The organism is Frondihabitans sucicola (assembly GCF_030296615.1).
In the GTDB taxonomy this organism is placed as follows: Bacteria; Actinomycetota; Actinomycetes; order Actinomycetales; family Microbacteriaceae; genus Frondihabitans; species Frondihabitans sucicola.
In genome coordinates, this window is record NZ_AP027732.1 from 3655038 (window position 1) to 3681003 (window position 25966).

At 68.3% G+C, this 25966-nt stretch carries 27 protein-coding genes and 1 pseudogene; 9 read left to right on the forward strand and 19 right to left on the reverse strand.

Translation table 11 applies throughout. The annotated features are described in order from the left end of the window. Positions 1–8 precede the first annotated feature (8 nt). From QUE79_RS18725 to QUE79_RS18735, 3 genes are all read left to right on the forward strand, one after another. Positions 9–401, forward strand: a complete 393-nt coding sequence (locus QUE79_RS18725; protein ID WP_286344380.1) for an RNA-binding S4 domain-containing protein — start codon at positions 9–11, stop codon at positions 399–401. A 242-nt stretch (positions 402–643) separates the two neighbouring features. Then, positions 644–952 (forward strand): hypothetical protein, encoded by a 309-nt coding sequence (locus tag QUE79_RS18730; protein WP_286344381.1) that lies wholly within the window; start codon positions 644–646, stop codon positions 950–952. Beyond that, on the forward strand, positions 877–1227 hold the full coding sequence (locus QUE79_RS18735; RefSeq protein ID WP_286344382.1) for a hypothetical protein: 351 nt from the start codon (positions 877–879) through the stop codon (positions 1225–1227). The genes QUE79_RS18730 and QUE79_RS18735 overlap by 76 nt, the downstream gene beginning before the upstream one ends. A 22-nt stretch (positions 1228–1249) precedes the next feature. Here QUE79_RS18735 and QUE79_RS18740 read toward each other — a convergent pair whose 3' ends face one another. The 3 genes from QUE79_RS18740 to QUE79_RS18750 are packed head-to-tail and all read right to left on the reverse strand — an operon-like array spanning position 1250 to position 5182. Beyond that, positions 1250–3214 carry a helicase HerA-like domain-containing protein gene (locus tag QUE79_RS18740; protein ID WP_286344383.1) on the reverse strand — a complete coding sequence of 655 codons (1965 nt, stop codon included), beginning with the start codon at positions 3212–3214 and terminating at the stop codon, positions 1250–1252. Positions 3215–3223: 9 nt separating this feature from the next. Continuing rightward, positions 3224–3913, reverse strand: coding sequence for a phosphatase PAP2 family protein (locus tag QUE79_RS18745; protein WP_286344384.1), 690 nt, complete (start codon positions 3911–3913; stop codon positions 3224–3226). Positions 3914–3952: 39 nt separating this feature from the next. Beyond that, positions 3953–5182, reverse strand: coding sequence for a multidrug effflux MFS transporter (locus QUE79_RS18750; protein WP_286344385.1), 1230 nt, complete (start codon positions 5180–5182; stop codon positions 3953–3955). A gap of 240 nt (positions 5183–5422) precedes the next feature. On the opposite strand from QUE79_RS18750, the gene QUE79_RS18755 reads away from it, so the two are divergent. Continuing rightward, a complete protein-coding gene (locus QUE79_RS18755) occupies positions 5423–5989 on the forward strand; it encodes a TetR/AcrR family transcriptional regulator (RefSeq protein WP_286344386.1) in 567 nt (188 codons plus the stop codon). A gap of 45 nt (positions 5990–6034) precedes the next feature. On the opposite strand, the gene QUE79_RS26355 is transcribed toward QUE79_RS18755, so the two are convergent. From QUE79_RS26355 to QUE79_RS18795, 8 genes are all read right to left on the reverse strand, one after another. After that, the gene (locus QUE79_RS26355) at positions 6035–6565 is read right to left on the reverse strand and encodes an LCP family protein (protein ID WP_491018482.1); all 531 of its coding nucleotides are present in this window, start codon (positions 6563–6565) and stop codon (positions 6035–6037) included. Then, the gene (locus QUE79_RS26360; protein ID WP_286344388.1) at positions 6529–7065 is read right to left on the reverse strand and encodes an LCP family protein; all 537 of its coding nucleotides are present in this window, start codon (positions 7063–7065) and stop codon (positions 6529–6531) included. The genes QUE79_RS26355 and QUE79_RS26360 overlap by 37 nt, the downstream gene beginning before the upstream one ends. After that, positions 7065–7727, reverse strand: a complete 663-nt coding sequence (locus QUE79_RS18770) for a sugar transferase (RefSeq protein ID WP_286344389.1) — start codon at positions 7725–7727, stop codon at positions 7065–7067. Before QUE79_RS18770 ends, QUE79_RS26360 begins: the two co-directional genes overlap by 1 nt. Positions 7728–7872: 145 nt before the next feature. After that, the gene (locus tag QUE79_RS18775) at positions 7873–9030 is read right to left on the reverse strand and encodes a cystathionine gamma-synthase (protein ID WP_286344390.1); all 1158 of its coding nucleotides are present in this window, start codon (positions 9028–9030) and stop codon (positions 7873–7875) included. Positions 9031–9058: 28 nt separating this feature from the next. After that, positions 9059–10423, reverse strand: a complete 1365-nt coding sequence (locus QUE79_RS18780) for a cystathionine beta-synthase (RefSeq protein WP_286344391.1) — start codon at positions 10421–10423, stop codon at positions 9059–9061. Positions 10424–10454: 31 nt separating this feature from the next. Further along, positions 10455–11906, reverse strand: coding sequence for a mechanosensitive ion channel domain-containing protein (locus QUE79_RS18785; protein ID WP_286344392.1), 1452 nt, complete (start codon positions 11904–11906; stop codon positions 10455–10457). Beyond that, positions 11903–14071, reverse strand: a complete 2169-nt coding sequence (locus QUE79_RS18790) for an adenylate/guanylate cyclase domain-containing protein (protein ID WP_286344393.1) — start codon at positions 14069–14071, stop codon at positions 11903–11905. The genes QUE79_RS18785 and QUE79_RS18790 overlap by 4 nt, the downstream gene beginning before the upstream one ends. Before the next feature lie 126 nt (positions 14072–14197). Continuing rightward, positions 14198–16072: an ABC transporter ATP-binding protein gene (locus QUE79_RS18795; RefSeq protein ID WP_286346771.1), complete on the reverse strand. Its 1875-nt coding sequence runs from the start codon at positions 16070–16072 to the stop codon at positions 14198–14200. Positions 16073–16316: 244 nt separating this feature from the next. On the opposite strand from QUE79_RS18795, the gene QUE79_RS18800 reads away from it, so the two are divergent. Further along, positions 16317–16949 (forward strand): hypothetical protein, encoded by a 633-nt coding sequence (locus tag QUE79_RS18800; protein ID WP_286344394.1) that lies wholly within the window; start codon positions 16317–16319, stop codon positions 16947–16949. Positions 16950–17581: 632 nt separating this feature from the next. Further along, positions 17582–17821: a helix-turn-helix domain-containing protein gene (locus QUE79_RS18805; protein WP_286346772.1), complete on the forward strand. Its 240-nt coding sequence runs from the start codon at positions 17582–17584 to the stop codon at positions 17819–17821. Positions 17822–17898: 77 nt separating this feature from the next. On the opposite strand, the gene rplL is transcribed toward QUE79_RS18805, so the two are convergent. The 4 genes from rplL to QUE79_RS18825 all read right to left on the reverse strand — a co-directional run bounded on the left by rplL (position 17899) and on the right by QUE79_RS18825 (position 21493). Then, positions 17899–18282, reverse strand: a complete 384-nt coding sequence (gene rplL, locus QUE79_RS18810) for a 50S ribosomal protein L7/L12 (protein ID WP_286344395.1) — start codon at positions 18280–18282, stop codon at positions 17899–17901. 58 nt (positions 18283–18340) lie between these two features. Continuing rightward, a complete protein-coding gene (rplJ, locus tag QUE79_RS18815; protein ID WP_286344396.1) occupies positions 18341–18856 on the reverse strand; it encodes a 50S ribosomal protein L10 in 516 nt (171 codons plus the stop codon). 319 nt (positions 18857–19175) lie between these two features. After that, positions 19176–20735 carry a sensor histidine kinase gene (locus tag QUE79_RS18820; protein ID WP_286344397.1) on the reverse strand — a complete coding sequence of 520 codons (1560 nt, stop codon included), beginning with the start codon at positions 20733–20735 and terminating at the stop codon, positions 19176–19178. Further along, positions 20732–21493 (reverse strand): response regulator transcription factor, encoded by a 762-nt coding sequence (locus QUE79_RS18825; RefSeq protein WP_286346773.1) that lies wholly within the window; start codon positions 21491–21493, stop codon positions 20732–20734. Before QUE79_RS18825 ends, QUE79_RS18820 begins: the two co-directional genes overlap by 4 nt. 184 nt (positions 21494–21677) lie before the next feature. On the opposite strand from QUE79_RS18825, the gene QUE79_RS18830 reads away from it, so the two are divergent. The 3 genes and pseudogenes from QUE79_RS18830 to QUE79_RS25865 all read left to right on the forward strand — a co-directional run bounded on the left by QUE79_RS18830 (position 21678) and on the right by QUE79_RS25865 (position 23920). Beyond that, positions 21678–23213, forward strand: coding sequence for an ABC transporter permease (locus QUE79_RS18830; RefSeq protein WP_286344398.1), 1536 nt, complete (start codon positions 21678–21680; stop codon positions 23211–23213). Between the two features lie 135 nt (positions 23214–23348). After that, positions 23349–23698: pseudogene (locus QUE79_RS25860) on the forward strand (ABC transporter ATP-binding protein); the annotation flags it as partial. Positions 23699–23791: 93 nt separating this feature from the next. Beyond that, positions 23792–23920, forward strand: a complete 129-nt coding sequence (locus QUE79_RS25865) for a hypothetical protein (protein WP_350271750.1) — start codon at positions 23792–23794, stop codon at positions 23918–23920. A 66-nt stretch (positions 23921–23986) separates the two neighbouring features. Here QUE79_RS25865 and QUE79_RS18840 read toward each other — a convergent pair whose 3' ends face one another. Genes QUE79_RS18840 through QUE79_RS25870 form a run of 4 tightly spaced genes read right to left on the reverse strand, consistent with a single transcriptional unit; the run spans position 23987 to position 25939 of the window. Further along, positions 23987–24478, reverse strand: coding sequence for a TolB family protein (locus QUE79_RS18840; protein ID WP_286344399.1), 492 nt, complete (start codon positions 24476–24478; stop codon positions 23987–23989). A gap of 11 nt (positions 24479–24489) precedes the next feature. After that, positions 24490–24894, reverse strand: coding sequence for a TolB-like translocation protein (locus QUE79_RS18845; protein ID WP_286344400.1), 405 nt, complete (start codon positions 24892–24894; stop codon positions 24490–24492). 2 nt (positions 24895–24896) lie between these two features. Further along, entirely contained in the window at positions 24897–25688 is a 792-nt protein-coding gene (locus tag QUE79_RS18850; protein ID WP_286344401.1) for a substrate-binding domain-containing protein, read from the reverse strand. Continuing rightward, positions 25637–25939: a LacI family DNA-binding transcriptional regulator gene (locus QUE79_RS25870; RefSeq protein WP_350271588.1), complete on the reverse strand. Its 303-nt coding sequence runs from the start codon at positions 25937–25939 to the stop codon at positions 25637–25639. The genes QUE79_RS18850 and QUE79_RS25870 overlap by 52 nt, the downstream gene beginning before the upstream one ends. Between the last annotated feature and the right edge of the window lie 27 nt (positions 25940–25966).

Below are 25966 nucleotides of genomic sequence, written 5' to 3' on the forward strand. Positions count from 1 at the left end.
CTCGTGGCATGGCTGAGCTGACGTCCGCACGCGTCGACGCGTGGCTCTGGGCCGTACGCCTCTACAAGACGCGCTCGGCAGCGACGGCCGCGTGCCGCGCCGGCCACGTCCGGGTCAACGGAGAGCGGGTCAAGGCCGCGCAAACGGTGCGAGAAGGCGACGAGATCCGCGCGCGCGAAGGCGGCTTCGACCGGATCGTCGTCGTCCGCAAGCTGCTCGTGAAACGCGTCGGAGCCCCGATCGCGGCGACCGCGCTGACCGACCTCACTCCCCCGCCGCCGCCGCGCGAGGAGATCGCCTTCGTGCCCGTCCGCGACCGCGGCTCCGGCCGACCGACGAAACGCGATCGCCGCGAGATCGATCGACTCCGCGACGAGATCTTCGGCAACTCTGACGGCTGACCATCGGCGTGTTACGCCCCGTGTCGGCTCTCCGAAGCCGCGGACATCGCTCGGCGACCGAAAACATACCCGAGAGTCGGATACCACCCGAACGGGGCTGTCTGCTCCCCCGCGCGAACCAGTACAGTGATGCCCAGCACAGGTGCCTCCCCAGGGGTGGAGGAGGCGACGTGCTCCTGCCATGTTCTAGGGGGAACCGAGCGATGCCGAGCGGAACGAGCCGCACCGAAACCGAGACGCACGTGACGCCGATCCAAGCGCTCGGGCGCACGGCCCTTCTCTCCGGCGCGTTCAGCCTTCTGCCGGTCTTCGCCGTCGTCACCTATCTGACGCACCGGTCGAGCGCCGAGCCGCTGGTCATCGCGATCGAGGCTCTCGTCACCATCGCCTTCTTCGTCGTCTACGTCCGCTTCCGGCGCGTGTTCACGGCCGTGACCCGCACCCACTTCGTGAAGCGCAGGATGCTTCTCCCCGGGTGTCCGTCGAGAGGTCGCGCCTCGACCGCGTCTTCCTCAACCGCGTCTACCGCACGGGCTCCACGGAGGCCCTGACCCAGCTGCTCGGAGTCGACGCGATGGGACGCCGAGTGCTCGGCATGAACGCCCTGTTCTGGACCGACGAAGACATTCAGCTCATCGCCGACGCGCTCGAGGTGCAGACGACGGTCGACCCGACTCCGCTGTCTCGCCGCGAGTACTACCGGGCGTTCCCGACAGCCCGCGGCTGGTACCTCAGCCGGCCCCTCGTCGTGGTGGCGACCCTCAGCGTCGCGATCCTGCTGGTGCTCGTCGTCCTCACGCTGGAGCGCGTCGTCGGCACCGCCTGACCCGGCTCGCGCCTCGGCGGTCTCAGCGCCGGCGCAAAAGCGTTCCGAAGATCCCCTTCGCGACGTCCGCGACGATCTTCTGGCTCGACTTCGATCCCAGGATGTCCTCGATCATCGACCCGCTCGCGCCGGACGCCCTCGAGCCAGAGCGCGCCGTCGTGCGCGGCTTGGCGCGCGCGGCGGCAGCGCGCTGCGCCTTCTCGGCCCGTTCGAATTCGCGCTGCTGCTTCTCGTACTCGGCCTGGATCTTGGCGCGCTCCTTGGCTGCTTGCGCGTCGGCTGTCCGAGCGGCCTTCTCGAGGGCCGCGGCCGCCTTCTGCTTGGCCGCAGCTTCCTTCTCGGCGAGCGCCGCAGCGTCGTCGCGTGCCTTGGCGTCGGCCTTCTCTCGTTCGACCGCCGCCGCACCCTCCAGCTTGGCCGTCAGGATCTCGCGAGCCGACTCCCGATCGATCGCCGTGCCGTACCTGGCCAGCAGCGGGCTGGCTGCCACGGCGGCATCCATGTCCGGCTGCGGAGTGGGCGACATCGACCCGCGCGGAGCCCGCAGACGCGTCCACGCGACGGGGCTCGGCGCACCCTTCTCGTTCATGACGGTGACGATCGCCTCACCGGTGGCCAGCGACTGCAGCACCTGACCGAGGTCGTAACCGCTCGACGGGTACGTCGACACGGTCGCCTTCAGCGCCTTGGCGTCGTCGGGCGTGAACGCGCGCAGCTGGTGCTGCACGCGCGAGCCGAGCTGCGCGAGCACCTCGCTCGGGACGTCCTTCGGCGTCTGCGTGACGAAGACGATGCCGACGCCTTTCGACCGGATCAGCCGGACCGTCTGCGTGATCGACGCCAGGAAGTCTTTCGAAGCGTCGCGGAAGAGCAGGTGGGCCTCGTCGAAGAAGAACACCAGCTTGGGCTTGTCGAGGTCGCCGACCTCGGGCAGGTCGTTGTACAGGTCGGCGAGCATCCACATCAGGAAGGTCGAGAAGAGCGCGGGCTGCGTCGCGACCCCGGGCAGCTCGAGCAGGCTGACGATGCCGCGCCCGTCCGGGGCGGTCCGTAAGAACTCCGCCGTGTCGATCTCCGGCTCCCCGAAGAATTCGTCGGCTCCCTGGTCGGCGAAGGTGATCAGCTCGCGCAGGATCACTCCCACCGTCTGCGAGCTGAGCCCGCCCAGGTCGGTGAGCTCGCCCTTTCCGCCATCGCTGATGAGGTACGTCAGAACGCTGCGGAGATCGCTGAGGTCGAGCAGCGGAAGCCCGGCCTTCTCGGCGTAGTGGAAGACGAGACCGAGGCTCGACTCCTGCGTGTCGTTCAGGCCGAGCACTTTGCTGAGCAGGAGTGGACCGAACCCCGACACGGTGGCCCGCACGGGAATACCGGTGCCCTTGCCGCCGAGAGCGAAGTACTCCGTCGGAGCGGCCTGCGGCGACCAGTCCTGGCCGATGCCTCGGGTGCGCTCGAGCAGCTTGTCGTTCGGCTCTCCGGGCGTCGCGATGCCTGACAGGTCGCCTTTGACGTCGGCCGCGAACACCGGGACCCCGGCCGCCGACAGCTGCTCCGCGAGCACCTGGAGCGTCTTCGTCTTGCCGGTTCCGGTGGCGCCCGCGACCAGGCCGTGGCGGTTGAGCATCGCCAGCGGAATCCGCACCGGAACGTCGGCGAGGGCTTCTCCGTTCACGAGCCCGCCCATCTCGAGAGCAGCACCCGAGAACGCGTAGCCGGCGCGAATGGCAGCGACGTCGTCGACTCCGAGCGGTCCGTCCGTCGCGGCGCGCGCCGACGAGGCGGCTGGAGCCGGTGGGGCGGCTGGAGCCGTCGGCTCGTCGGCAGCGGCGGCGCTCGCCTGCTCGGCCGCGGCTTCGGCGGCAACGGCTGCCTCTGCAGCCAGTTGCTGGGCGTGTGCCAGAGCTGCTTCTGCGTCTTCCTGCGCCTTCTTCGCGGCGGCGACCGCCGCTTCGGCATCGGCCCTGGCTTTGTCGACTGCGTCGCTCATGTCTTCACCCTAGGAGTCGCGCGCCGCCTGCGTGAGATTTTCTCGCTGATGTCGTTCGGCCAGGAGGCGCAGGGCGAACGGAGCCCACAGCACGACCGCCACCCCCGCTCCGACGAGGACGCCGCCGAGCGTGTCGGTCAGCCAATGCGCACCGAGGTACGTGCGGCTGGCGATCATGAGCAGGGTGTACACGACTCCGGCGGCCCACACCCACGAACGGCGCAGGATCACGCCCAGCGCCACCGCGATGGTCGCCGCGTTCGCCACGTGTCCCGACGGGAACGACCCGTAGTCGCTGACCACCAGGATGTCCTCCGGCCGGGCCCGCCCGAAGAGCTGCTTCAGCAGTTGCACCACTCCCGCGCTCGCGACGGACGCCGCGACGAAGTACAGCGTCGCCCACGGCTTCCGGGCCAGCAGCAGCGCGACGCCGATCCCGACGGGTACGGCGAACACCCCGAACCAGCCCCCGCCGACGAAGTTCATGACCAGGGCCGGCACCTGCCAGAACGGAGCGCGGTGCTCGACGAGCTCGGCCATCCACTCCGTGTCGATCGACAGGCGGCCGCCTCGGCCGGCGATGACGGCACCGAGCAGCAGAGCGAGGCCGAGAGCGCCGACCGCGCTCACGAGAGGCCAGCGCCGCTGCACCCGTCCGGCGAGCCGACGTTCATCGGAGCCGAGTGGGCGTGGCGTCATTCGCCCACGGTACCGGCAGCGAGCATCCTGCGACCGGAGTCAGTGCCCGAGCGCGGGAACGCTCTTCGGCCGGACCAGGAGCCACAGGCTCAGGATCGCGACGGCGGTCGTGCAGATCATCACCGCCCCCATCGGAGCGGCCGTGCTCACCCCGATGAAGCCCACCACCGGCGAGATGAGCCCGGCGAGGCCGAAGTTGAGCGCGCCCAGCAGCGACGCCGCCGTCCCCGCCTCCTTCCCGTGGTTGGCGAGGGCCAGAACCTGCACCTGCGGGAACGAGAAGCCGCAGGAAGCGATGAAGAACCACAGCGGCACCAGCACGCCGACCAGCCCGAGCTGCAGTGTGTCGAGCAGCACGATCACCGCCGCAGCGCAGATCATGACGCTGGTCGATCCGGCCAGGATCCACTGCGGGCCGTAGCGCTGCGCGAGTCGCGACGACACCTGGACCCCGATCACGATGCCGAGCGAGTTGACGGCGAAGAGGAGCCCGTACTGCTGCGCGCTCATTCCGTAGACCTGCTGGAAGAGGAACGACGACGACGAGAGGTAGGCGAAGAGCCCCGAGAAGACCATCGCCCCGATCACGGCGACGCCGACGAAGATGCGGTCGCCGAACAGCACCCGATAGCGCTGGCCGAGGGTCGAGTGGCCCGATGCGGCTCGACGCTCCCTCGGAAGGGTCTCGACGATGAAGAAGACGGCGGCGAGCACCACGAAGATGCCGTAGGCCGCCAGGAACACGAAGATGCCGCGCCAGCTGGTGAAGCGGAGGAGCTGTGATCCGATGACGGGAGCCAGGATCGGCGCGAGGCCGTTCACCAGGGCCAGTCGCGACAGCATCTTCACGAGGGGCTTGCCGCCGAAGAGGTCGCGTACCAGGGCCATCGCCACGACACCCCCGGCCGCGGCCCCCATGCCCTGCAAGACGCGGAAGAGTCCGAGGATCTCGATGCTCGGCGCGGTCGCCGCGCCGACGCTGGCGCAGACATGGACGGTGCTGGCCACGATCAACGGCACCCGGCGGCCGACCTTGTCGCTCCAGGGACCGACCAGGAGCTGCCCGAGCGCGAATCCGATCGTCGTCGCCGTCAGCGTGAGCTGGATCACTCCGGTGCTCACGCCGAAATCGCCTTCGAGCGAGGGGAAGGCGGGCAGGTAGAGGTCGATGGTCGCCGGACCGAGAGCGGTCAGCGCTCCGAGGACGACGACGTAGACGAGGCGTTGGCGCCGGGTGAGAGAGTCACCCGGGTGCACGACGATGGTCACGGAATTCCTTTGCTGAGGACCCGCCTGCGCGGGCGTGCGGCGCGGCGCACGAGAAGGACCCCCTGCTCGTGATCGGAGCAGGTGGGAGGGGAAAGAGGGATTCGCGACAACTCGACGGTCGTCGCATAACCAGCCTAGTGTCGGCGCCGGGGGCCTCCGCAAGGGGCCATCCCGCAGCTGCGCCGTGAGACGACTCGGGCGGTCTAGGCTCGGGGGACGAATCAGGCAACAGGAGGAAGTATGGTCGACGCACGCATCGTCCAGACGACGAAGGCGCTTCACACGGCGATCGTCGAGCTGGCTTCGACTTCGCCCGTGTCGTCGATCACGGTCGCCGACGTCACGCGCGCCGCCGGAATCAACCGCGCGACGTTCTACAGCCACGCCACGTCGCCCGGGGCACTGCTCACCGACGTCCTCACTCCGGAGCTCGACAGCATCCGGGCCGATGATTTCGCTGCTCGAGACGCGGGGGCCGCGTCTCCGGCCGAGGTGACTCGCAAGGGCATGGAGCGAGTCGTCGATCACATCGTGAAGTACCGCGACATCTACCGGTTGGCCCTGCCCGATCCGCTGGACGCCTCGACGCACCGCGTGCTCGCCCGGCACTTCGAGGAGTCGTCGCGCACGCACTTCGAGCTGTACGCGACGAGTGATCTCCCCGAGGGTCTGTCGAAGCCCCTCGCGGCGGGCTTCGTCGCCCACGGGCTCGTGGGTGTCATCGAGAACTGGCTCACCGGAAAGCGGGCGAGCCGGAAGACCCTGGTCGACAACATCCTGCTGCTGCTCCCGGCCTGGTGGGACTAGGGAGTGTCTCTCACTTCGCCGGAGGCCACGTGGGAGACACAAACCCTAGGGCAGGGTCTTCTCGAAGGCGGCGAGCCGGTCGGTCGTGAGTGCGGTGCGCAGCCTGTCCGTGGCGGACGGATCGAGCTTCACGATCGATTGACCATCGATGGTCGCAGTGCCGCCTGTCGGCATCGTGAAGAACGAGATGTTCGACAGGTCGACGCCCCGCAGGCTGTAAGCGAGCGACGCCATCGCCGTTGACGTGAGCTTCGAGTCGACGGTGAGGTTCTTCGACGTCGCGGACGAGAAGTCGGCCAGCGCGCGAGGATCGGCGAGGACGTCGCGGCTGAGGAGGCGACTGAGGATGCCCTTGAGAAGGAGTTGCTGGTTGGCGACGCGCTGGTAGTCGCCCGTGGGGAAGGCGTAGCGCTCACGGACGAAGGTGAGGGCTCGTTCTCCCTCGAGAGTGATGGACCCGGCCGGAAAGAAGCGGTCGCTGCCGCGCGAGGCCGTGAACGCCTGCGGGTTGTCGACGGTGACGCCGCCGAGCATCGTGGTCATGTCTGACAGCCCTGCGAAGTCGATGATTGCCACGTGATCGATCCGGGCGCCGAGGAGGTCTTCGAGGGTCTGGATCGCCAAGGGGTGCCGCCCCAAGCGAGTGACGAGTTGATCTTGGCCGTGCCGTGACCGGGCACGGGCACGTACAGGTCGCGCATGACCGACATGACCGAGACGTGACTGCGATCGGCGGCGACGTGCACCAGCATCATCGTGTCGGCCCGCTGCGACCCGGCACTCTCGAGGTCGTGGTCGGCGGTCTTCTGACGGGAGTCGGAGCCGAGCAGAAGGATGTTCTTCGCGCCGGTGGATGGAGCCGGTCGGCCCTTCTCAGCAGGGAAGACGTCGGCGGCCGGAAGCGTCGTGAGATTGCGCCCGACGATGTTGTGCAGCAGGAGGGCGCCGCCCCCGACGATTCCGCCGATGAGCAGCACCACCACGCCGAGAGCGATGCCCGCGGCCCGGAATCGCCGACCTCGACGGCGACGCTGCCGGGAAGCAGTGCGCCGTTCTCCCGTGATCGCGGAGCGCATCAGTAGGCCCCGATCGGAGTGATGACAGCGCGCACGGTCTTGACCAGAAGGACGGCGTCGTAGCGGAGGCTCCAGTGCTGGACGTAGTGCAGGTCGAGGTCGAGGCCGGCCTGCCAGCCCAGGGTGCTGCGACCGCCGACCTGCCAGGCGCCCGTCATACCCGGGGTCGCCTCGAGTCGCCGGAGCGCACGCGGGCAGTATTCGTCGACCTCGCACGGCAGTGCAGGGCGCGGACCCACGAGGCTCATGTCGCCCCGCAGGACGTTCCAGAGCTGAGGCAGCTCATCGATGGAGAAGCGCCGCAGAATGCGCCCGACGGGCGTGATCCGCGGATCGTCGACCAACTTGAACAGCGGCCCGTCACGCTCAGCTCCTTCTTTGAGGCGGGCCAGGTGATCTTCGGAGTCGGAGCGCATCGTGCGGAACTTGACCATCGAGAACGTCTGGCCGTCGAGACCGACGCGGGTCTGTCGGTACAGCGCACCTCCCCGGCTCGTCACGGCGACGAGGAGGGCGACGACGACCAGAAGAGGAAGGAGCAGGATCAGCCCGAGGCCGGAGCCCAGCAGATCGATGGCGCGTTTGACCCCGGAGGTAGCTGAATCGCCGCTGCGAAAGGTGGGGTGAGCCGTGGTGACGTCGGGTCGCGTGAGGACGCTCATGAACTTCTCCTGCAATGTAAAATATGACACTGCAAGAATAGCTCAGAACTACCAGGGCTTCAATACCCGATATTTCTCACACGGTACTCGTTAGGCCTGGAAAATCAACCCACTTCGAGCGCGAGATGATCCGATGTTCCGGATATCACGCCCCGTGCACGCGATCCAAGGCCTGAACGACGTCCGCGAGCAGGTCGTCGATCGACTCGATGCCGACGGACAGGCGCACGATCGTGTCGGGAACCTCGAGTTCCGTGCCTCGAACGGAGGCGTGGGTCATCTCGGAGGGGTAGCCGATCAGCGACTCGACACCGCCGAGCGATTCGGCGAGTTGGAAGACCTCGGTCGACTCGGCGAACAGGCGCGCCGCGGCACCGCCTCCTCGAACCGCGACGGAGAGCATCCCGCCGAAGCGCCTCATCTGCCGAGCAGCCAGCTCGTGCCCCGGATGGCTCGGCAGACCCGGGTAGTAGACGTCTTCGACGGCCGGATGCGAGACGACGGCCTCCGCGATCGCCTGGGCGTTCTCGGAGTGTCGATCGATCCGGACTCCCAGGGTCTTGATGCCTCGCACGGTGAGCCAGGCCTCCATGGGCGCCGACACGGCTCCGACTCCGAACTGCACGAAGCCGACCTTCTCGGCCAGGGCGTCATCGTTCACGACGAGCGCGCCCCCGAGGGTGTCGGAGTGGCCGCCGAGGTACTTGGTGGTCGAGTGCACGACGACGTCTGCCCCCAGGGCGATCGGCTGCTGCACGTACGGCGACGCGAAGGTGTTGTCGACCACGACGAGCGCCCCTGCCGCGTGGCCGATTTCGGCCAGCGCAGCGATGTCACTGATCTTCATGAGGGGATTCGACGGAGTCTCGACCCAGAGGACGGTGGTCTCGCCAGGGCGAGCCGCAGCCCGGACGGCGTCGAGGTCGCTCATGTCGACGGTCTCGAGGGCCACTCCCCACGGGCCCCAGACGCGGCTGACCAGGCGGTGGGTGCCGCCGTAGACGTCGTTGCCCATGATCACGCGCGATCCGGGAGTCAGGACCGCCCGGAGGAGGGCGTCTTCGGCCGCGAGCCCGGACGCGAAGCTGAAGGCCGCGGAGCCGCCCTCGAGGCTGGCCAGCACGGTCTGGAGGGAGTCGCGCGTCGGGTTGGCCGAGCGGCCGTACTCGTAGCCGCCACGGAAACCGCCGATGCCGTCTTGCACGAAGGTCGACGTCTGGTAGATCGGCGGGACGACCGCGCCGGTGGTGGGATCGAACGCTTGTCCGTCGTGGATGGCGCGGGTCTCGAAGTTGTGGGTCACGTGAAGCTCAATTCAGGGGAGGAGGCGATCATTCCGACAGGAACGCGAGGAGATCGTGCCGAGTCAGGACGGCGGCGGGCTTTCCGTCGGAGGTCACGAGCAGGGCGTCGTTCTTCTCGAGGGAGCGGCGCGCCTGTGAGACCGATTCGTTGAGCCCGATCAGATCGAGCGGAGCCCCGGTGAACTTCTCGATCGCGTCGGTCATCAGGGCGGCCCCGGAGAACACCTGCTCGAGGAGGGTCTTCTCCTCGACGGCACCGACGACCTCGCCCATGACGACGGGAGGCTCGGCCGACAGCACCGGCATCTGGGAGACGCCGTACCTGGCCATGATCTGCACGACGTCGCGCACCGTGTCGGACGGGTGCGCGTGCACGAGATCGGGCAGCGAACCGTTCTTGGAGGCGATCAGGTCGGACACCGTCTGCTCGTCGCCGACCTCGCTGAAACCGTACGAGCGCATCCAGCGGTCGTTGAAGATCTTGCCGAGATAGCCGCGGCCGCTGTCGGGGAGCAGGACCACGACCACGTCGTCGGGACCGAGTTCACGGGCGACGTCGAGGGCTGCCGCGACGGCCATGCCGCTCGAACCTCCGACGAGCAGGCCCTCCTCGCGGGCGAGGCGCCTGGTCAGCTCGAACGAGCGGGCGTCGGACACCGCGATGATCCGGTCGACGACGCTGCCGTCGTAGGCTCCGGGCCAGAAGTCTTCACCCACTCCCTCGACGAGATACGGGCGGCCGCTGCCACCGGAGTAGACGCTGCCCTCCGGGTCGGCTCCGATGTTCTGCACGCGCCCCTCGGAGACCTCTTTGAGATAGCGCCCGGTGCCGCTGATCGTGCCGCCGGTGCCGACCCCGGCGACGAAGTGCGTGATCCGCCCCTCCGTGTCGCGCCAGATCTCGGGCCCCGTGGTCTCGTAGTGGCTCAGGGGACCGTTCGGGTTCTCGTACTGGTTGGGCTTGAAGGCACCAGGGATCTCGCGGACGAGGCGGTCGGAGACGCTGTAGTACGACTCCGGGCTCTCGGGAGCGACAGCCGTCGGCGTGACGACGATCTCGGCGCCGTAGGCGGTGAGGACGTTCCGTTTGTCTTCGCCGACCTTGTCGGGCAGGACGAACACGCAGCGGTAGCCCCGTTGCTGGGCGACGAGCGCGAGCCCGACACCGGTGTTGCCACTGGTCGGCTCGACGATGGTGCCCCCGGGTTTCAGGAGGCCCTCGCGTTCTGCCGCGTCGATGATCCGGGTGGCGATGCGGTCTTTGCTCGACCCTCCGGGGTTCAGGTACTCGACCTTCACCAGGACGGTCGCGCTGATGCCCTCGGTGACGCGATTGAGTTTGACGAGTGGGGTGTTGCCGACGAGATCGACGACAGAGCCTGCGTACTTCACCCCGCGAGTGTATCGACCGCCCCTGACGGTGCTACGGGGTCAGGCCGGGGAGGACCGTCGTGGCCGCGAGCTCCGGGGCCGCCGCGACCGTCTCGCTGACCTGCTGACGCCGTCGCTCGATCACCTCGCCGAACTCCCGGGCGAGGCGGGGTCGTGCGCGCACCAGACCGTCGAGGCTCTCGACCGGAACCCTCAGGACGGCGACTTCCGTCAGGGCGATCGACGACGTGATCAGAGCTTCGCGGGTGAGGGCCGTCTGGCCGAGGTAGTCGCCGGCCTCGACCCGCGCCACCGGCAGCAGCCCTCCGTCGGCCAAGGGGATGGCGAGATTCACGACGCCGCGGAGAACGAACAGGATGGAGGTCGGGACGACTCCGACGTCGAGGATGGTCTCCCCCGCTGCGAACCGCTGCAGTCGCACGACGGGCTCCAGGGCGGCCGCGTCGTCGCCGGCCAGGTGCAGCAGCGGAGCGATCTCGCGGACGGCGTCGGCGGTGCGCTCCGGGGTCACGAACGCGTCGGTGGTGTCGCCGTCGAGCCCGAGGTTCGCGCGCCGCGCGGCGTACCAGAGCCGACCGCGGAAGACCGCGAGGGCGTCGCCTTCCGCTGCCGGACCGCGCACCTCGAAGGACAGCTCGAAGTCGGCGCCGCCCACGGGAACGGCGACCGGCTGCGTGTTCGGCAGGATCCCGGGGAGCCCGCGCGCCACGCCGACCAAGAGGGCGACGACCTCGGCCGGTGGATCGTCGGTGGTGAAGCCGACCTTCGTCGTGACCGTGTAGCCGCCGTCTCCGCGGCTGAGATTCGTGAACGAGGATCCTGCCAGGGACGCGTTCGGGATGATCTGAACGCCGTTGCCGGTGTCGATGTGGACCGCGCGCCAGTTGACCTCGATGACTCGGCCGCGGGTGCCGCCCGCCTCGAGGAAGTCGCCGAGGCGGAACGGCTGCTCGAAGAGCAGCAGCAGACCGGACACCACGCTGCCGATGGCACCCTGAAGCGCGAGCCCCAGCACGATCGACGTGACGCCGAGCGCGGTGAACAAGCCACCCACGTCGGTGCCCCAGACGACCTGGAACAGGATGGCGAGTCCGATGGCGATCATGATGATTCGCGCGATGTCGACGAAGATCGACGGGAGGCGCTCGCGCCAGGATCCGGACTCGGCGTTCGTGAACAGGGCCAGATTGAAGGCGTTCAGGATGAACAGGATGGCCAAGAACCCGAACAACGTCGTGAACAGCTTCGCCCAGGTGAAGTCGGCGGATCCGACCGACTTGGTGACCTCGGCGAGCAGGACTGCGACGGCCGCGCTCGGCACGACGAAGTTTCGGGCGAGACGCACGAGCTTGTACCCGGGGTTGCCGCGGCGCTCGAGATTCGACCCGACCTCGGTCAGGACGATCAGGATCACCGGCAGACCGACGACCACCGCCACGGCGGGCCAGAACCAGGGCTGCTGCCAGAGGGTCAGCACGCTCACTCACCGCCGATCAGGAACACCTGCTGCGAACCGGACTGCGTGTCGACCGAACCGGCCTCCGTGAAGGGGACCGTGTCGCCGAGCTTGTCGACGACACGCTGCGTCGCGTAGATGCCGGGCACGCGCCCGGTGCCCTGCACCCGGTAGGCGAGGCTGACGGCGTCGCCCCACATGTCGTAGACCATGCTGCTCCGGCCGATCAGGCCGCTGGTCACGACACCGGAGTCGATGCCGGCCCGGAGCGACAGTTTGGTGCCGTTCACGCCGTTGAAGCGCTCGACGATCGCCTGCTGCTCGAGAGTGAAGTCGACGATCCGGCGAGCGTTGTCGACCCGGGGCACCGTCATGCCGCAGCTCGCGAGATACCCCCGCTGCGTCGACCGCACCTTCTCGACGCCGAGCCGCGCCGCGGCGTCGTCGAACGACTTCCAGAGGCCGTTCAGCAGGAGCAGCGACTCACCCGACGCCTTCGTCCTGGCGAACTCGTCGAATCCGACCACGTCGGCGAACGAGACCGAGACGTCGGTGTGGTCCTCGGCGATCGTCTCCTCGCCCTCCTTGTAGCGACGCGCCACCTCGGCCGGCATCAGGGTGAGCAGCAGACGGTCGTTCTCCGCCTTCTGCTCGTCGAGGAGATCCTGCTTCAGCTTGAGGCTTCGGTTCATGTCGTTGAACGAGTTGCCGAGGTCGCCGAACTCGTCACCCGAACGGGTCTCGACCTCCACCCCGATCTCGCCGGCACTGACCCGGTTGACGGCCGTCTGCAGTTTTCGCACCGGTCTCACGAAGACTTGGGCGAGCAGGAGCGACAGGAGGGTGACCACGACGATGATCGCCGCCATCGACAGGAAGAGATTGCGCGTGAAGACGTCCACCGGCGCGAAGGCCTCGGAGGCGTCGACCTTGGCGACCACCACGTAGTTGAGACCGTTGAGGCCGAGTGGCGCGTACGCGACAAGGGCCTGATGCCCGAGGTAGTCGGTGTCGACGGCTGTCCCCTTCTGTCCCTTCAACCCGCGATCGACCGCCGTCGTGTTGACCGTCTGCAGCAGGATGCTGCTCTTCGTCGCGACCTCGCGTTTCGCTGTGGCCGTCGACGTCCCGGCCGCGACGGCGTCCTTCTCGAACTGCTTGGGATGCTGGATCAGCTCGCGGGACGTCGACCGCATGAGCTTGTCGGGGCCGGCGATGTACGACTCGCCCGTGTCTCCGAGTCCGTCGCCCTTCCAGCCCTGGTTGCCCGTCATGACGTCGTCGATCGTCGCGCTCGGAATCTGGACGGCCAGGACGCCGAGAACGCTCGACCCGGAGCCGACGGGCGACGCGACCCACGCCGTCGGGGCATCGAGCGAGGGCTGGTAGGCCGCGTAATCGGCCACCTGCGCGGAATCGACCGAGTTGGAGCGCAGCGACTCGTTGTAGACGGTCGCCAGATTCGACTTCGAGTAGGGGCCGGTGGTGACGTTGGTGCCGAGGTCGACGCCCGAGTAGGCCGAGTAGACGACGTTGCCCTTGGTGTCGAGCAGCAGGACGTCCTCGTAGCCCAGCTGGTACACGAGCTCCCGGTAGTAGTCGTGGAACTTCGCGTGGGCGGCCGACCAGGCGCTTCCGTCACCGGCATCGTCGGTCTTGATCGCCTCGTCGTAGTCGCCGTTGTACGGCACCGTGTAGTGGGTCTGCAGGTAGGCCTGCGGGTTGGTCGTCGGTTCGAAGAGCTTCGGGTCGGTCGTCTCGCCGCTCTGCTTCTCGAGCGCGGGAGCGAACGAGTCGGAGTAGTACTTCGACAGCGCCGTCGTCTCGTCGGCCGACACCGGCGTGCCCTGGAGGGCGTCGAACCCCTTCGTGAAGGCCGCGGTCGATTCGATGGCGCTCTGGTTCCGGCTGTCGAGGACCACGGCCTGCTCGATGCCCTGAAGCGTGCGCTTGAGTTCGGAGGTGCGCGACTCCCGGAGGTTCGTGACCTGCTGGAACGCGGCGTCCTGCAGGGAATTACGACCGTTCACGTAGCCGATGGCGCCGATCACCAGCGTGGCGAGGATGCTCACGGCGAGGAGCATGACGAGGAGCTTCGACTGGATGTCGAGGCTGCCTCGACCGAGGAACGCCCGCCACCGAAATCTTCGCTTCGGGACCGAGGTGACGACGTCGGAGGATTCCTGGCTCACGCGCGTGCTCCCGCGGGACGCTGTCAGTGAGGGGAACTCACCGTCCCAGAGTCAACAATTACCACACGGGTCACTCGTGCACCAGGGGTCGAAAATCGGACAGCAGCACGTACCCCGAGAGGCGCCTCAGCTCGCTACGGCGGCCTGCTGCTCGTAGAGCTCCGTGTAGAGGCCACCCAGGGCGACGAGCTCGTCGTGGGTGCCGCGTTCGACGATCCTGCCCGCCTTGACGACGAAGATCACGTCGGCGCCGCGCACGGTCGAGAGCCGGTGCGCGATCGAGATCGTGGTGCGGCCGCGGGCAGCCGTGTCGAGGGCGGTCTGGACGATGCGCTCGGAGACGGAGTCGAGCGCGCTCGTGGCCTCGTCGAGCACGAGGACGGCCGGATCTTTCAGCAGCACGCGAGCGATGGCGATCCGCTGCTTCTCACCACCGGAGAGACGATAGCCGCGCTCGCCCACCACGGTGTCGTACCCCAGAGGGAACGAGGCGATCGTCTCGTGGATGTTGGCCTGCCGAGCGGCGTCCTCGATCTGCGCCTGCGTGGCGTCGGGCCGGGCATACCGCAGGTTGTCACCGATCGTGGCGTGGAAGAGGTAGGTCTCTTGACTCACGATCCCGATGTTGGCGACGAGATCCTCCTGGCCGATCTTCCGCACGTCGACGCCTGCGAAACGAACGCTCCCGCCCGACACCTCGTAGAACCGCGGGATGAGGTACGACACGGTCGTCTTCCCGGCCCCGGACGGACCGACGAAAGCGGCGAACTGCCCCGGTTCGATGTCGAAGGTGAGCCCGTCGAGAGTCTTCGCCCCGGGCTCGGCGTCCGGGTAGGCGAACGAGACGTCGTCGAACTCGACGCGGCCGAGGGCACTGTGGTTCATCGTCTGAGGCTCCTTCGGGTCGCGGATCGCCGGGTGCAGGTCGAGGTACTCGAAGATGCGGGCGAACAGCGCGCCCGACGTCTGGATGTCGAGCGCGACGCGCAGGAGCGCCATCAGGGGGAACGTGAGCCGGGCCTGGACTGTCGTGAAGGCGACGATCGTTCCGGCCGTGATCGGGATCCCGCCCTGGATCAGGTACGCCGCCACGACGTAGATGGCGGCCGGGATGATCGACAGGAAGATCTGCACCGTGGCGAAGAACCACTGGCCGCTCATCTGCTGACGCACCTGCAGGCCGATCTGGGTGCGGTTCTCGGACGCGTACCGCTCGATCTCCGTGCGCTGCTGGTTGAAGCTCTTCGCGAGCAGGATCCCCGACACGCTCAGCGTCTCCTGCGTGATCGCGGTCATGTCGCTCAGCGACTCCTGCGTCAGGGTCGCGATGCGGGCTCGGACCTGACCGACCTTGCGCTGCGCGATCACGAGGATCGGAAGCAGGATCACGGCGACCACTGTCATCTGCCAGCTCAGCAGCAGCATGGCCACGAAGGCGGCGATCACCGTGACGGTGTTGCCGAGCACGCTCGAGATGGTGTTGCTGAGGACGCTGGCGACACCTCCGACGTCGTTCTGCAGGCGCGACTGGATCACGCCCGTCTTGGTGCGGGTGAAGAACGAGAGCTCCATGCGCTGCAGGTGGCCGAAGAGTCTGATGCGGAGCGCACCCATCACCTTGTTGCCGACCGTCGCGGTCAGGTAGGTCTGCCAGACGCCGATCGCGGCCGACAGGATCCAGAGACCCACCATCGCACCGACGAGCCGGTAGAGGACGGGAACGTTCGGGCCGCCCTTCGGGAACAGCCCTTTGTCGAAGGCCTGCTGGGTGAGCAGAGGCGGCAGGACGCTGATGGCCGCACCCACGAGCACGAGGATCACGGTGATGACGAGCGCGGTCTTGTGCGGGGAGAACAGGCTCTTGATGCGGTCGACCAGATCGGGGATCTTCGGGGCGTTCGCGTTGGCGGCCTTCTGGGCTCGGGCATCGGCTGCCGACACCCGCCCGCCGCGACCACCGCCGCCACCTCGCATGCCCCCGCCGGAGGCCACCTGATCCATCCTGCTCACGGCTTCACTGTAGGCCCGCGAGCGTGCCCCCAGTTGTGGTCGACTTCGGAAAAGGCGGGATGAAGAAGAAATCTCAGTTTATGATGTGGTGGTCCGCATTCCCCGTCCCGACCGGGGAACTACCCGATGCGGCAGAGGTAAAAGCGTGAAATCCCGAAATGACACGACTGTCGACCCCGAAAACTCGACGGCACTAGAACTCGACCATCGTTCGCTTCTCGACACCATCGAGACCATGTGGCCGCAGATCGCACCCATCCAGGGTGCGCGGCTTCGCGACGCCGTCCGCAGCGTTCCGGAATCGGAATGGAGCCACCGGCCGCGGATCCTGCTGGCCGTGGCGGCCAGCCACCGGTCGATCGGATCGACGAGCCGCAGCGCAGCCCTGCCGTGGCTCCGGGCCGTCGACAAGAGCATCCGAGCCGACCCCCAGACGCCGCTCGACATCCGCGCCGGCTATCTGATCCAGCTCGCGACGACGCTCAGGACGCTCGGCGACCAGGTGAAGGCGCGCGAGCACCTCGAGGCGGTTCGCAGCCTCCTCGAGCAGGACCTCTCCGACGACGTCGGCGGCAGGATCGACCTCAGCGCGTCGTTCTCGCTGCAGCTCGGGCTCGTCCGCATCCACCTCGGCGAGTTCGACCAGGCCCTCTTCGCCCTGTCGCTCGCCGAGGGGCTCGCCGACGAACACCTCTCCCCGCCGAGCGCGTCGAGTGCCACTCAGCGCTCGCCTACGTGTCACTCCAACTCGGCGACTTCGCCGGGGCCGAACGCCAGGTCGACCTCGCCGTCCAGCACGCCGAGGGCACCGACCTCCTCCGGTCCACCTTCGCGGCGCTCACGCAGATCACGCGCTACCTCCTCCTGATCGAGCGGGAGAGCGGCGGGGCGGACGTCGACACGACGCTCCGGGACGTCCGGATCGCGACCCGGAACAGCGACTGGGAGGCGCACGCCCTCTACTCCGAGGCCCTGGGCAAGCATGCGACCGGGGCCTGGATCGAAGCGCTCGACCTGCTCGGGCGCGTCACGCGTCTGCTCGCGGGCTTCAGCGGGCAGCTCGTCCTCGATCGGGAGACCCGGATCCTGCGCGCCGAGTCGATGAGGAACCTCGGCGAGGTCGAGCAGTCCCGCCGCGCGATCCTGGCCATCGACCCCGGGCAGCACCATGCCCCCTGCCCGAGTCGCATCCTGGCTCTGGCCTCGTTCACGCTCGGCGACCCGCAGGCGGCCCTGGACGCCCTGGCCGAGTGCCTCGACCTCGCCGACCTGCACTCGACGCGGTCGATGGCGCAGATCTACGCCGTCGAGGCAGCAGCGCACCAGGATCTCGGCGATCTGGTCGCCTCGTCGATCGCCTTCGACCGAGCGCTCCTCGTCGCGGCGATCAACGGGGTGAGCTGGCCGTTCAGGATGCTGCCGACCGAGGTCCTGGAGCGGTTGCTGGCGCGCGCGGCGGACCGCACGCAGCCCGCCGTCGTCGCGGCCCTCATCGAGCGCATGCACGTGACGCCGCGCACCGAGACGCACCCGCTGGCCGACCCGCTCAGCGAGCGGGAGCTCGTGATCGTGCGGCACCTGGCCACCGGAGCGACCCTCAGCCAGATCGGCGGTGAGCTGTTCATCTCCGTCAACACGGTCAAGAGCCACGTGCGCAGCATCTACCGCAAGCTGTCGGCGACGAATCGGCGCGAGGCGATCGCGCGAGCGGCGCAGTTGGGGTTGGCCGACGAGGACTGAGCGGCAGAGAGCTCCCGCGTGGAACAGAAGAAGCCCCCGACCAGACGGCCGGGGGCTTCTTCGTGGTGTGGCTTGGACTACTTGAGGGTCACCGTGGCGCCGGCGGCCTCGAGCTGAGCCTTGGCCTTCTCGGCGGCTTCCTTGTTCGCACCCTCGATGACGACGCCGGGGGCGCCGTCGACGACGGCCTTGGCCTCGCCGAGACCGAGGCTCGTGAGCGCGCGGACCTCCTTGATGACCTGGATCTTCTTGTCACCGGCGGCCTCGAGGACGACGTCGAACGAGTCCTTCTCCTCGACCTCTTCGGCCGGAGCGGCGGGGCCGGCGGCACCGGCAGCGGCGACGGGGGCCGCAGCGGTGACCTCGAAGACCTCTTCGAACTTCTTGACGAAGTCGCTGAGCTCGATGAGCGTGAGCTCCTTGAAAGCCTCGATCAGGTCGTCCTGGCTGAGCTTTGCCATGTTGTTTCTCCTTGTTGTCTAGCTGAAAAAATGGTGGTGATGCGAATACTGCAGCTACTTACGCTGCGGATTCCTGCTTCTCGCGCAGTGCCTCGACCGTGCGAACGGTCTTGGACAGCGGCGCCTGGAAGAGGTAAGCCGCACCGAACAGCGAGGCCTTGAAGGCGCCGGCCAGCTTGCCCAGCAGCACCTCCCGCGACTCGAGATCGGCGAGCTGGTTGACCTCGGACGCGGTCAGGGGGTTACCGTCGAAGTAACCGCCCTTCACCACGAGCTGAGGGTTCGCCTTGGCGAAGTCACGCAGGCTCTTGGCAACGGCGACAGGGTCTCCGTGGACGAAAGCGATAGCGGAAGGGCCAACGAGCTCGGCATCGAAGGAGCTGATGCCGGCGTTGTTCGCCGCGATCTTGGTGAGCGTGTTCTTCACGACGGCGTAGGTGGCGTGCTCCTTGATACCGGTGCGCAGCTGCTTGAGCTGTGCAACGGTGAGCCCGCGGTACTCGGTGAGCAGGACGGCGGTCGAGTCGCGGAACGAGTCCGTGAGCTCGGCGACCGAAGCTTCCTTGTTCGCCATGTCGCTCCTAACGTGTGTGGTGCCGGTAGCCCCCGGGACCTCTGCACGAAAAAGCTCCGCGCGGATGCACGGAGCTTGTCTTTGCAGAACTGGCTTCACACACCTGCGCGGGACGTCTCTCGGAAGAGAACCTTCGGCCGGTGTGATGCTCTTGCGAGCGCACGCCGACAACCAGCGGTCTTGGGCTTCGATCAGTGTAGGCGACGAGCCCCTGCCCCGCAACTCGGCGGTCGCCGCCGGCGTGGGCGGGCTGCCGCAGGTGCGGGCGCGCCGCCGCAGGCGCGCCCTTGCCTGCCGCAGCCCGCCGACACCGGCCCGGCTACTGCGCGGGGACGGGCTCGGGGGCCGGGAGCGGGACCGGCTGGCCCTGGGGTGCACGCTCGAGCGGCAGCCGCACGGTGAAGATCGCGCCGGGGTCGCCGTTCGACGCGGTCACCGTGCCGCCGTGGGAGTTCACGACCGCCTGCACGATCGCGAGGCCGAGGCCGGTGGATCCGGCCTTGCGAGACCGGGAGCTGTCGGCCCGCGCAAAGCGTTCGAACAGGACGGGCATGACCGCAGGATCGATCCCTGGCCCGTTGTCGGACACCGTCACCACCGCCTCGTGAGACTCGTCGTCGCGTTCGAGGGTGACCCAGACCTCGGTGCCGTCGGGCGTGTGCGTGCGAGTGTTGCCCAGCAGGTTCGCGACGACCTGGTGCAGGCGCATCGGGTCGCCGAGCAGCGTGATGGGTTTTTCGGGCACGGAGACCTCGAACTGATGGGTCGAGTCCTGCACCCCCGTGTCGTGCACCGCGTCGAGGACGATCCGCGTCAGGTCGACCTCCTTCTTGATGAGGTCGGTTCCTTCGTCGAGCCGCGCGAGCAGAAGCAGCTCTTCGACGAGGGAGGTCATTCGAACCGACTCCGACTCGATCCTGCCCATGGCGTAGACGACGTCTTCGGGAAGGTCTTTGCCCATGCGTCGGGTGAGTTCGGCGTAGCCGCGCACGGAGGCGAGCGGTGTACGGAGCTCGTGCGAGGCGTCGGCGACGAACTGCCGCACCTTGTTCTCGGACTGCTGGCGGGCCGTGAGCGCGTGGGAGACGTGACCGAGCATGCGGTTCATGGCCGCGCCGACGCGGCCGACCTCGGTGCGGGTGTCGATGTCTTCTTCGGGCACGCGAGCGTCGAGCGCCACCTCGCCGCGATCGAGCGGCATCTCGGCGACACGCGACGCGGTCTCGGCCATGCGCTGCAGAGGGCGCAGCGCGTACTGGACGGTCAGGAGCGCGAAGAAGATCGAGACCGCGATACCGGCGGCGGCGATGATCGCGATGCTGGCGATGAGCTTGGCGACGGGGCCGGTGACGCTCGTGCGCGGGAGAGCGACGACGACGTGGATGGTGGCGACGCCGGTGCCGGTGTTGATGCTCAGCGTGCTGGCCTTCGCGCGATAGCTGCCCAGCGATCCGCCGAGGTTGATGGTCGTGGGTGTGCCGTCGACACCGGTCGCCGGAATGGTCAGGAGTCGATCGCCGATGGACTTGGCGATCCTGACCTCCGGACCGTCTTCGCTCACGCGAAGCTGGATCTGCTGGCTGCCCGTCGCCGCCACCTCGATCGTGTTCGTGAGCTGGCCCCGGCCACCGTCGTTGCCGAGACTCATTCCGCTGGGCACGAGCTGGTTCGTGAAGCGTCCGAGGCTCGACTGGACCTGGTTGTCGAGCTGCTGCTCGAGGACCCGCTGCAGGACGAGCACGCTGAGAGCACCGATCACGATCGCGAGCAGGGCCGCGAGCGCGACGATGCTGAGGACCAGTCGGCGACGGAGGGTCAGAGGACCGCTCCAGGTGCGTGCCCAGCCCCGAACTGCGGCGGCCGGGTGGTGCTGGCTCATGCGACGGGCTTGATCACGTATCCCACGCCGCGGACGGTGTGGATCATGGGTTCTTCACCGGCGTCGATCTTCTTGCGCAGGTAGGAGATGTAGATCTCGACGACGCTGGATTTGCCACCGAAGTCGTAGCTCCAGACGCGGTCGAGGATCTGCGCCTTCGAGAGGACGCGGCGGGGGTTGCGCATGAGGAAGCGCAGCAGCTCGAACTCGGTCGCGGTCAGCTCGATCTCGCGGCCGTTGCGGTTGACCTCGTAGCTCTCCTCGTCGAGGACCAGGTCGCCGACCGTGATTCGCGAGTCGCCGCCTTCCGAGACCAGGGCGGCGGAGCGGCGGATGAGGCCGCGGAGGCGTGCGACGACCTCTTCGAGGCTGAACGGCTTCGTGACGTAGTCGTCGCCGCCGGCCGTGAGACCCGTGACGCGGTCTTCGACGGCGTCCTTGGCGGTGAGGAACAGGATCGGCGTGTCGTCGCCACCGGAGCGCAGGCGGCCGAGCACCTGGAGCCCGTCGATGTCGGGGAGCATCACGTCGAGCACGATGGCGTCGGGCTTGAACTCACGCGCCTGGGTGAGAGCCGACTGGCCGTCGGCGGCCGCCTTGACGTCCCATCCCTCGTAGCGGAGGGCCATGGAGAGGAGATCGGTGAGGCTGTTCTCGTCGTCGACGACGAGAACGCGAAGAGGCGAGCCGTCGGCGCGGGTGAGCCGCGGCGCGGCGGGAGCGGTGATGGGAGCTGAAGTGGTCACCTTTCCAAGTATCTGCCGTTTTCTATGAGCCCCCTGTGACGACCTGATGAGGAAACCCGGGAAATGCCTCATAGGGGATTGAGAACGTCGCGAGAGCACGGGCATAGCCGTCATTTCTAGGGTTCAGCACTGTCGGGCCGTCGGCGCCCGTCCCCCTTCGCCCCTTTCCCGTTCACGCACCCACTAGAGGAGACCCATGTTCTTGACCTATCTGTTCCGCGAGCTCAGCAATCGGCGCAAACAGACGGCCATCATCGCGACAGGCATGGCCCTGGCCATCGCGCTCGTCATCATCGTCAACTCGGTCGCCGGCGGTGTGAAGGCAGCGCAGTCGACCGTACTCGAGTCGGTCTACGGCGTCGGCACCGACATCACGATCAGCCAGACGCAGAGCGCGACGACGAACGGCGGCCGCCCGACGTTCACGTTCGGCTCCGGCGGCGGATCGACGAGCGGCAACAGCACCGCCCTCTCGCAGAGCAGCTTGACGGCGGCGCGCGGGACCGCCACGTTCGCGGCCAGTCAACTCGACACGGTGAAGAAGACGACCGGGGTGAAATCGGCGGCCGCGACGCTCTCCTTGCAGCTCAACGACTTCTCGGGGACGACGAGCCGCACGCAGACGCCATCCGGCACGGGCACCGGCACCGGCACCGGGGGCACGGGCACGGGCGGCTCCGGTTCGGCCGAGGCTCCCGCCGGCGGCCAGGGCGGCGGCTTCGGCGGTGGCTCGTTCAGCTTCGACTCGACCACGGTCACCGGCGTCGGTGTCACGGCCGACGCGGTCGGTCCGCTGACCAGCGTCTCGCTCAGCTCAGGCCGCACCTTCACGGCGGCCGACGCCGGCAAGAACGTGCTGATCGTCGACAAGGCCTACGCGAAGACCAACAGCCTGAAGGTGGGCGGCACGAAGAAGATCGGCAGCACGACCTTCTCCATCATCGGCATCGTCGCCTCGACCTCGTCCTCGTCGACGACCGCGTCGAACCTGTACATGCCCCTCGACACGGCGCAGAAGGCGTCGAGCCTGACCGGCAAGATCAGCACCGTCTACGTCAGCGCCGACTCCGCGAACGACGTGGCGAGTGTCAAGACCGCCCTCGAGAAGGCCCTTCCGAAGGCGACCGTCTCCACCGAGGCCGACCTGGCCTCGAGCGTCTCCGGATCGCTGTCGACGGCCTCGAGCCTCGTCTCGAACCTGGGCACCTGGCTGTCGCTGATCGTCCTCGCAGCGGCCTTCCTCATCGCGATCCTGTTCACCGTCTCCGGTGTCACGCGGCGCACGCGCGAGTTCGGAACGCTCAAGGCCATCGGCTGGTCGAACGGACGCATCGTCCGTCAGGTGGCCGGCGAGTCGTTCGTCCAGGGGCTGATCGGCGGTGTCGCCGGCGTGGTCGTCGGTCTCATCGGGATCGTCGTGATCAACCTGATCGCACCGACCCTGTCCGGTGGAGCGGCCACCACCACGGCGGGTGCGGGCGCTCCCGCCGGTGCCGCTCCGGGAGGCGCAGGGGGCGGCACCGCTCCCGAAGGCGGCGCGGAGTCCGCGGCGCGCTTCGGCGCTCGGGTCGCGTCCACCGCGACCGAGGTCAGCCTGCACGCCCCCGTCGCCGTCACCATCATCGTGATCGCGGTGGCCCTCGCCGTCCTCGGCGGGCTGCTCGCCGGAGCGATCGGCGGCTGGCGCGCCTCCCGCCTCCGACCCGCCGAGGCCCTCCGCAGCGTGGCGTAGCCGCGCTCCCCACCCACCCGCCACGAACGAACGGATCCCATGTACACGCTCGACGACGTCACCAAGACCTACGTCCAGAAGAAACGCACCGTCACCGCCCTCAACAAGGTGAGTCTCGAGATCCCGACCGGTCAGATGGTCGCGATCCAGGGTCCCACCGGCGGCGGGAAGTCGACCCTCCTCCAGATGCTCGGCGCCCTCGACAAGCCCACCTCGGGCTCCGTGGTGCTCGGCGGCAAGCAGGTCTCCTCGCTCGGGGATTCGAAGCTGGCCGACATCCGCGCCCAGGAGATCGGCTTCGTCTTCCAGAGCTTCAACCTCATCCCCACCCTCACCGCCCTGGAGAACGTGGAGACGGCGTTCGCCCGCTCGCCGCTCCCCGAGACGACCAGAAAAGCAAGGCGGCGGCGGCACTCGAATCGGTCGGGCTCGGCGAGCGCGGCGACCACCTGCCGGCCGAGCTCTCCGGCGGCCAGCAACAGCGCGTCGCCATCGCCCGGGCCCTCGTCAAGGAGCCGCAGGTGCTCCTGGCCGACGAACCCACCGGCAGCCTCGACGAGACCACCCGCGACGAGATCATGGAGCTGCTGGAGGGTCAGTGGCGCGACCGCGGCCTGACCTTCATTCTGGTCACCCACGACTCGTCGGTGGCCCGTCGCGCCGAGCGGCGCCTCTACCTCAAGGGCGGCGCCGTCAAAGAGGCGTGATGCGCGCGGTGGTGCGCGGATCGGGAGCCGTCACGAAAGGCACCCGCGATCCGCGCATCGCCGGCATCAGGCCAGGGGGTAGTCGACGCAGGCGAAGCGGCGCGAGTCGGGGGCCCATCCCGCCACGTTCAGCGTGCCCTGCCCGCCGAAGAGCCGCAGCAGGTCGCGTGCGCTCGACGGGTCGGGGTCTCCGTCGTCGAGGCGCAGGATCCGGAGAGCGACGTCGCGGTTCTCCGGGTGGCCCAGCGTGCCCGCCGAGTAGGCGAGGTAGACGAGCGCCGCTCCGTCGGGCGACGGGTGCGGGAACCAGTCGACGGTGTCGCTGTCGACGACGCGCGCCAGGTCCCGTCCGTCGGGCCTCACCCGAGCGAGCTGGGCGTGACCCGGCGCCGACGTGAACCGCTCGGTGGTGAACCAGAGCCACTCGTCGTCGAAGGAGAACTCGGCTCCGTCGTCGGCGTGCTCGTCGGAGGTGACGAACGTCGTCGCTCCGTCGAGGACGGAGACGAGGGCCACGTCGGTCCGCCACTCGGCGGGGCTCGAGGTGCTGGTGGGCACCGATCCGACGATCACGGCGAGCGTGCTGCCGTCGGACGAGACACCGTGGAGGTAGTGCTTGTAGGGCCGATCCGGATGGTCTCTCGTGATCCTGCGCACCTCGCCGCCGGCCAGGGGACCTCGTACAGGTGTCCGTCTCTCCCGCTCACGTAGGCGAACCCGCCCGACGGGGCGAGGACGTGGTCGTTGTTGATCTCCGGCACGCCCGGCATCGGCACAGGAGTGAGCCGGCCGCCCGACACCGGCAGCCGCCAGAGCAGGCCGTCGGCGTTGACGACGAGCTCCCGGCCGTCCGGGGTCCAGTTCGGGGCCTCGACGAGCACCGTGGCGCTCTCGAAGACGACCTCGGTCGACCCGGTCGAGGCATCGACCAGCAGGATCCGCGACGACTGTCTCGGCAGGAGGTTCCGCGCCACCGCTACGAACCCGCGACCTTCGCGGTGCTGCCTCGCACGATCAGGCTCGTGGCGAGTTCCAGCCGCGTCGACTTCAGCTGGGGCTCGGCGCGAAGACGCAGAACGAGGCGCGTGGCCTCCTCCGCCATCTCGGTGAGCGGCTGCCGGACGGTGGTCAGCGGCGGGCCGGTCCACTTCGCCACCTGGAGGTCGTCGTAGCCGACGACGGAGAGGTCGTCGGGGATCGCCAGGCCCAGCGTGCGCGCAGCCTCGTAAGCGCCGAGAGCCTGCATGTCGCTCGCCGCGAAGATGGCCGTCGGCCGGTCGTCGCGCCCGAGCAGACGGGTCGCCTCGGCCGCTCCCGACTCGTGGCTGAAGTCGCCGTGCGGCGAGTATCCGGGCGTCTCGGCGATGCCGGCACCGGCGAGAGCGGCCCGGTAGCCGGACAGGCGCGCGGTGGCGGCGAGGAAGTCGAAGGGGCCGGCCAGCGTCGCGATCCTGCGGTGACCGAGTTCGATGAGGTGACGGGTCGCCAGAAAGCCGCCCATCCAGTTGGCCGAGCCGATGGCCGGCACGTCGGGTGCCGGATCGCCCTCCGGATCGACGATGACGAACGGGATGTTGTGGCTGCGCAGCTGGTGCTGGTTGAGCTTGGAGATGTCGGCGATCACCAGGATCACGCCGGCCGGTTTCCGCTGCAGCACGCCCTCGATCCAGCTCGGGTCGCGCTCACGGCGATCTTTCATGCCGGTGACGACGAGGCTCATTCCGTTCTCACGGGCCACGCGGTCGATGCCGATGACGACCTCGACCATCCACGGGCTGTCGACCGCCTCGCAGACGAGCTCGAGCAGTCGCGCCGGGCTCTGCGTCGTGTTCCGACGGTTGTAGCGTTCCTCGCGCAGGATCCCCGAGACACGATTGCGCGTGTCGAGGGAGACCCCTCGCGACCGTTGAGAACCTTCGAGACGGTCGCGATCGACACCCCGGCCCGCGCTGCCACGTCGGAGAGCTTGGCGCGCGATTCCGCTCCCTGATTTCGCGACCCGTCCGACACAGTCGTCATGTTAGTGGTCACCCCTCCGCCGCTTCG

What these genes read in the sequence shown, in the direction of transcription:
- QUE79_RS18725 (WP_286344380.1), top strand. Translation starts at nt 9, where the DNA reads ATGGCTGAGCTGACGTCCGCACGCGTCGACGCGTGGCTCTGGGCCGTA.
- QUE79_RS18740 (WP_286344383.1), bottom strand. Translation starts at nt 3,214, where the DNA reads ATGAGCGACGCAGTCGACAAAGCCAGGGCCGATGCCGAAGCGGCGGTC.
- QUE79_RS18745 (WP_286344384.1), bottom strand. Translation starts at nt 3,913, where the DNA reads ATGACGCCACGCCCACTCGGCTCCGATGAACGTCGGCTCGCCGGACGG.
- QUE79_RS18755 (WP_286344386.1), top strand. Translation starts at nt 5,423, where the DNA reads ATGGTCGACGCACGCATCGTCCAGACGACGAAGGCGCTTCACACGGCG.
- QUE79_RS26360 (WP_286344388.1), bottom strand. Translation starts at nt 7,065, where the DNA reads ATGCGCTCCGCGATCACGGGAGAACGGCGCACTGCTTCCCGGCAGCGT.
- QUE79_RS18770 (WP_286344389.1), bottom strand. Translation starts at nt 7,727, where the DNA reads ATGAGCGTCCTCACGCGACCCGACGTCACCACGGCTCACCCCACCTTT.
- QUE79_RS18795 (WP_286346771.1), bottom strand. Translation starts at nt 16,072, where the DNA reads ATGGATCAGGTGGCCTCCGGCGGGGGCATGCGAGGTGGCGGCGGTGGT.
- QUE79_RS18800 (WP_286344394.1), top strand. Translation starts at nt 16,317, where the DNA reads ATGTGGCCGCAGATCGCACCCATCCAGGGTGCGCGGCTTCGCGACGCC.
- QUE79_RS18805 (WP_286346772.1), top strand. Translation starts at nt 17,582, where the DNA reads ATGCACGTGACGCCGCGCACCGAGACGCACCCGCTGGCCGACCCGCTC.
- rplL (WP_286344395.1), bottom strand. Translation starts at nt 18,282, where the DNA reads ATGGCAAAGCTCAGCCAGGACGACCTGATCGAGGCTTTCAAGGAGCTC.
- rplJ (WP_286344396.1), bottom strand. Translation starts at nt 18,856, where the DNA reads ATGGCGAACAAGGAAGCTTCGGTCGCCGAGCTCACGGACTCGTTCCGC.
- QUE79_RS18820 (WP_286344397.1), bottom strand. Translation starts at nt 20,735, where the DNA reads ATGAGCCAGCACCACCCGGCCGCCGCAGTTCGGGGCTGGGCACGCACC.
- QUE79_RS18830 (WP_286344398.1), top strand. Translation starts at nt 21,678, where the DNA reads ATGTTCTTGACCTATCTGTTCCGCGAGCTCAGCAATCGGCGCAAACAG.
- QUE79_RS25865 (WP_350271750.1), top strand. Translation starts at nt 23,792, where the DNA reads ATGGAGCTGCTGGAGGGTCAGTGGCGCGACCGCGGCCTGACCTTCATT.
- QUE79_RS18850 (WP_286344401.1), bottom strand. Translation starts at nt 25,688, where the DNA reads ATGGTCGAGGTCGTCATCGGCATCGACCGCGTGGCCCGTGAGAACGGA.
- QUE79_RS25870 (WP_350271588.1), bottom strand. Translation starts at nt 25,939, where the DNA reads ATGACGACTGTGTCGGACGGGTCGCGAAATCAGGGAGCGGAATCGCGC.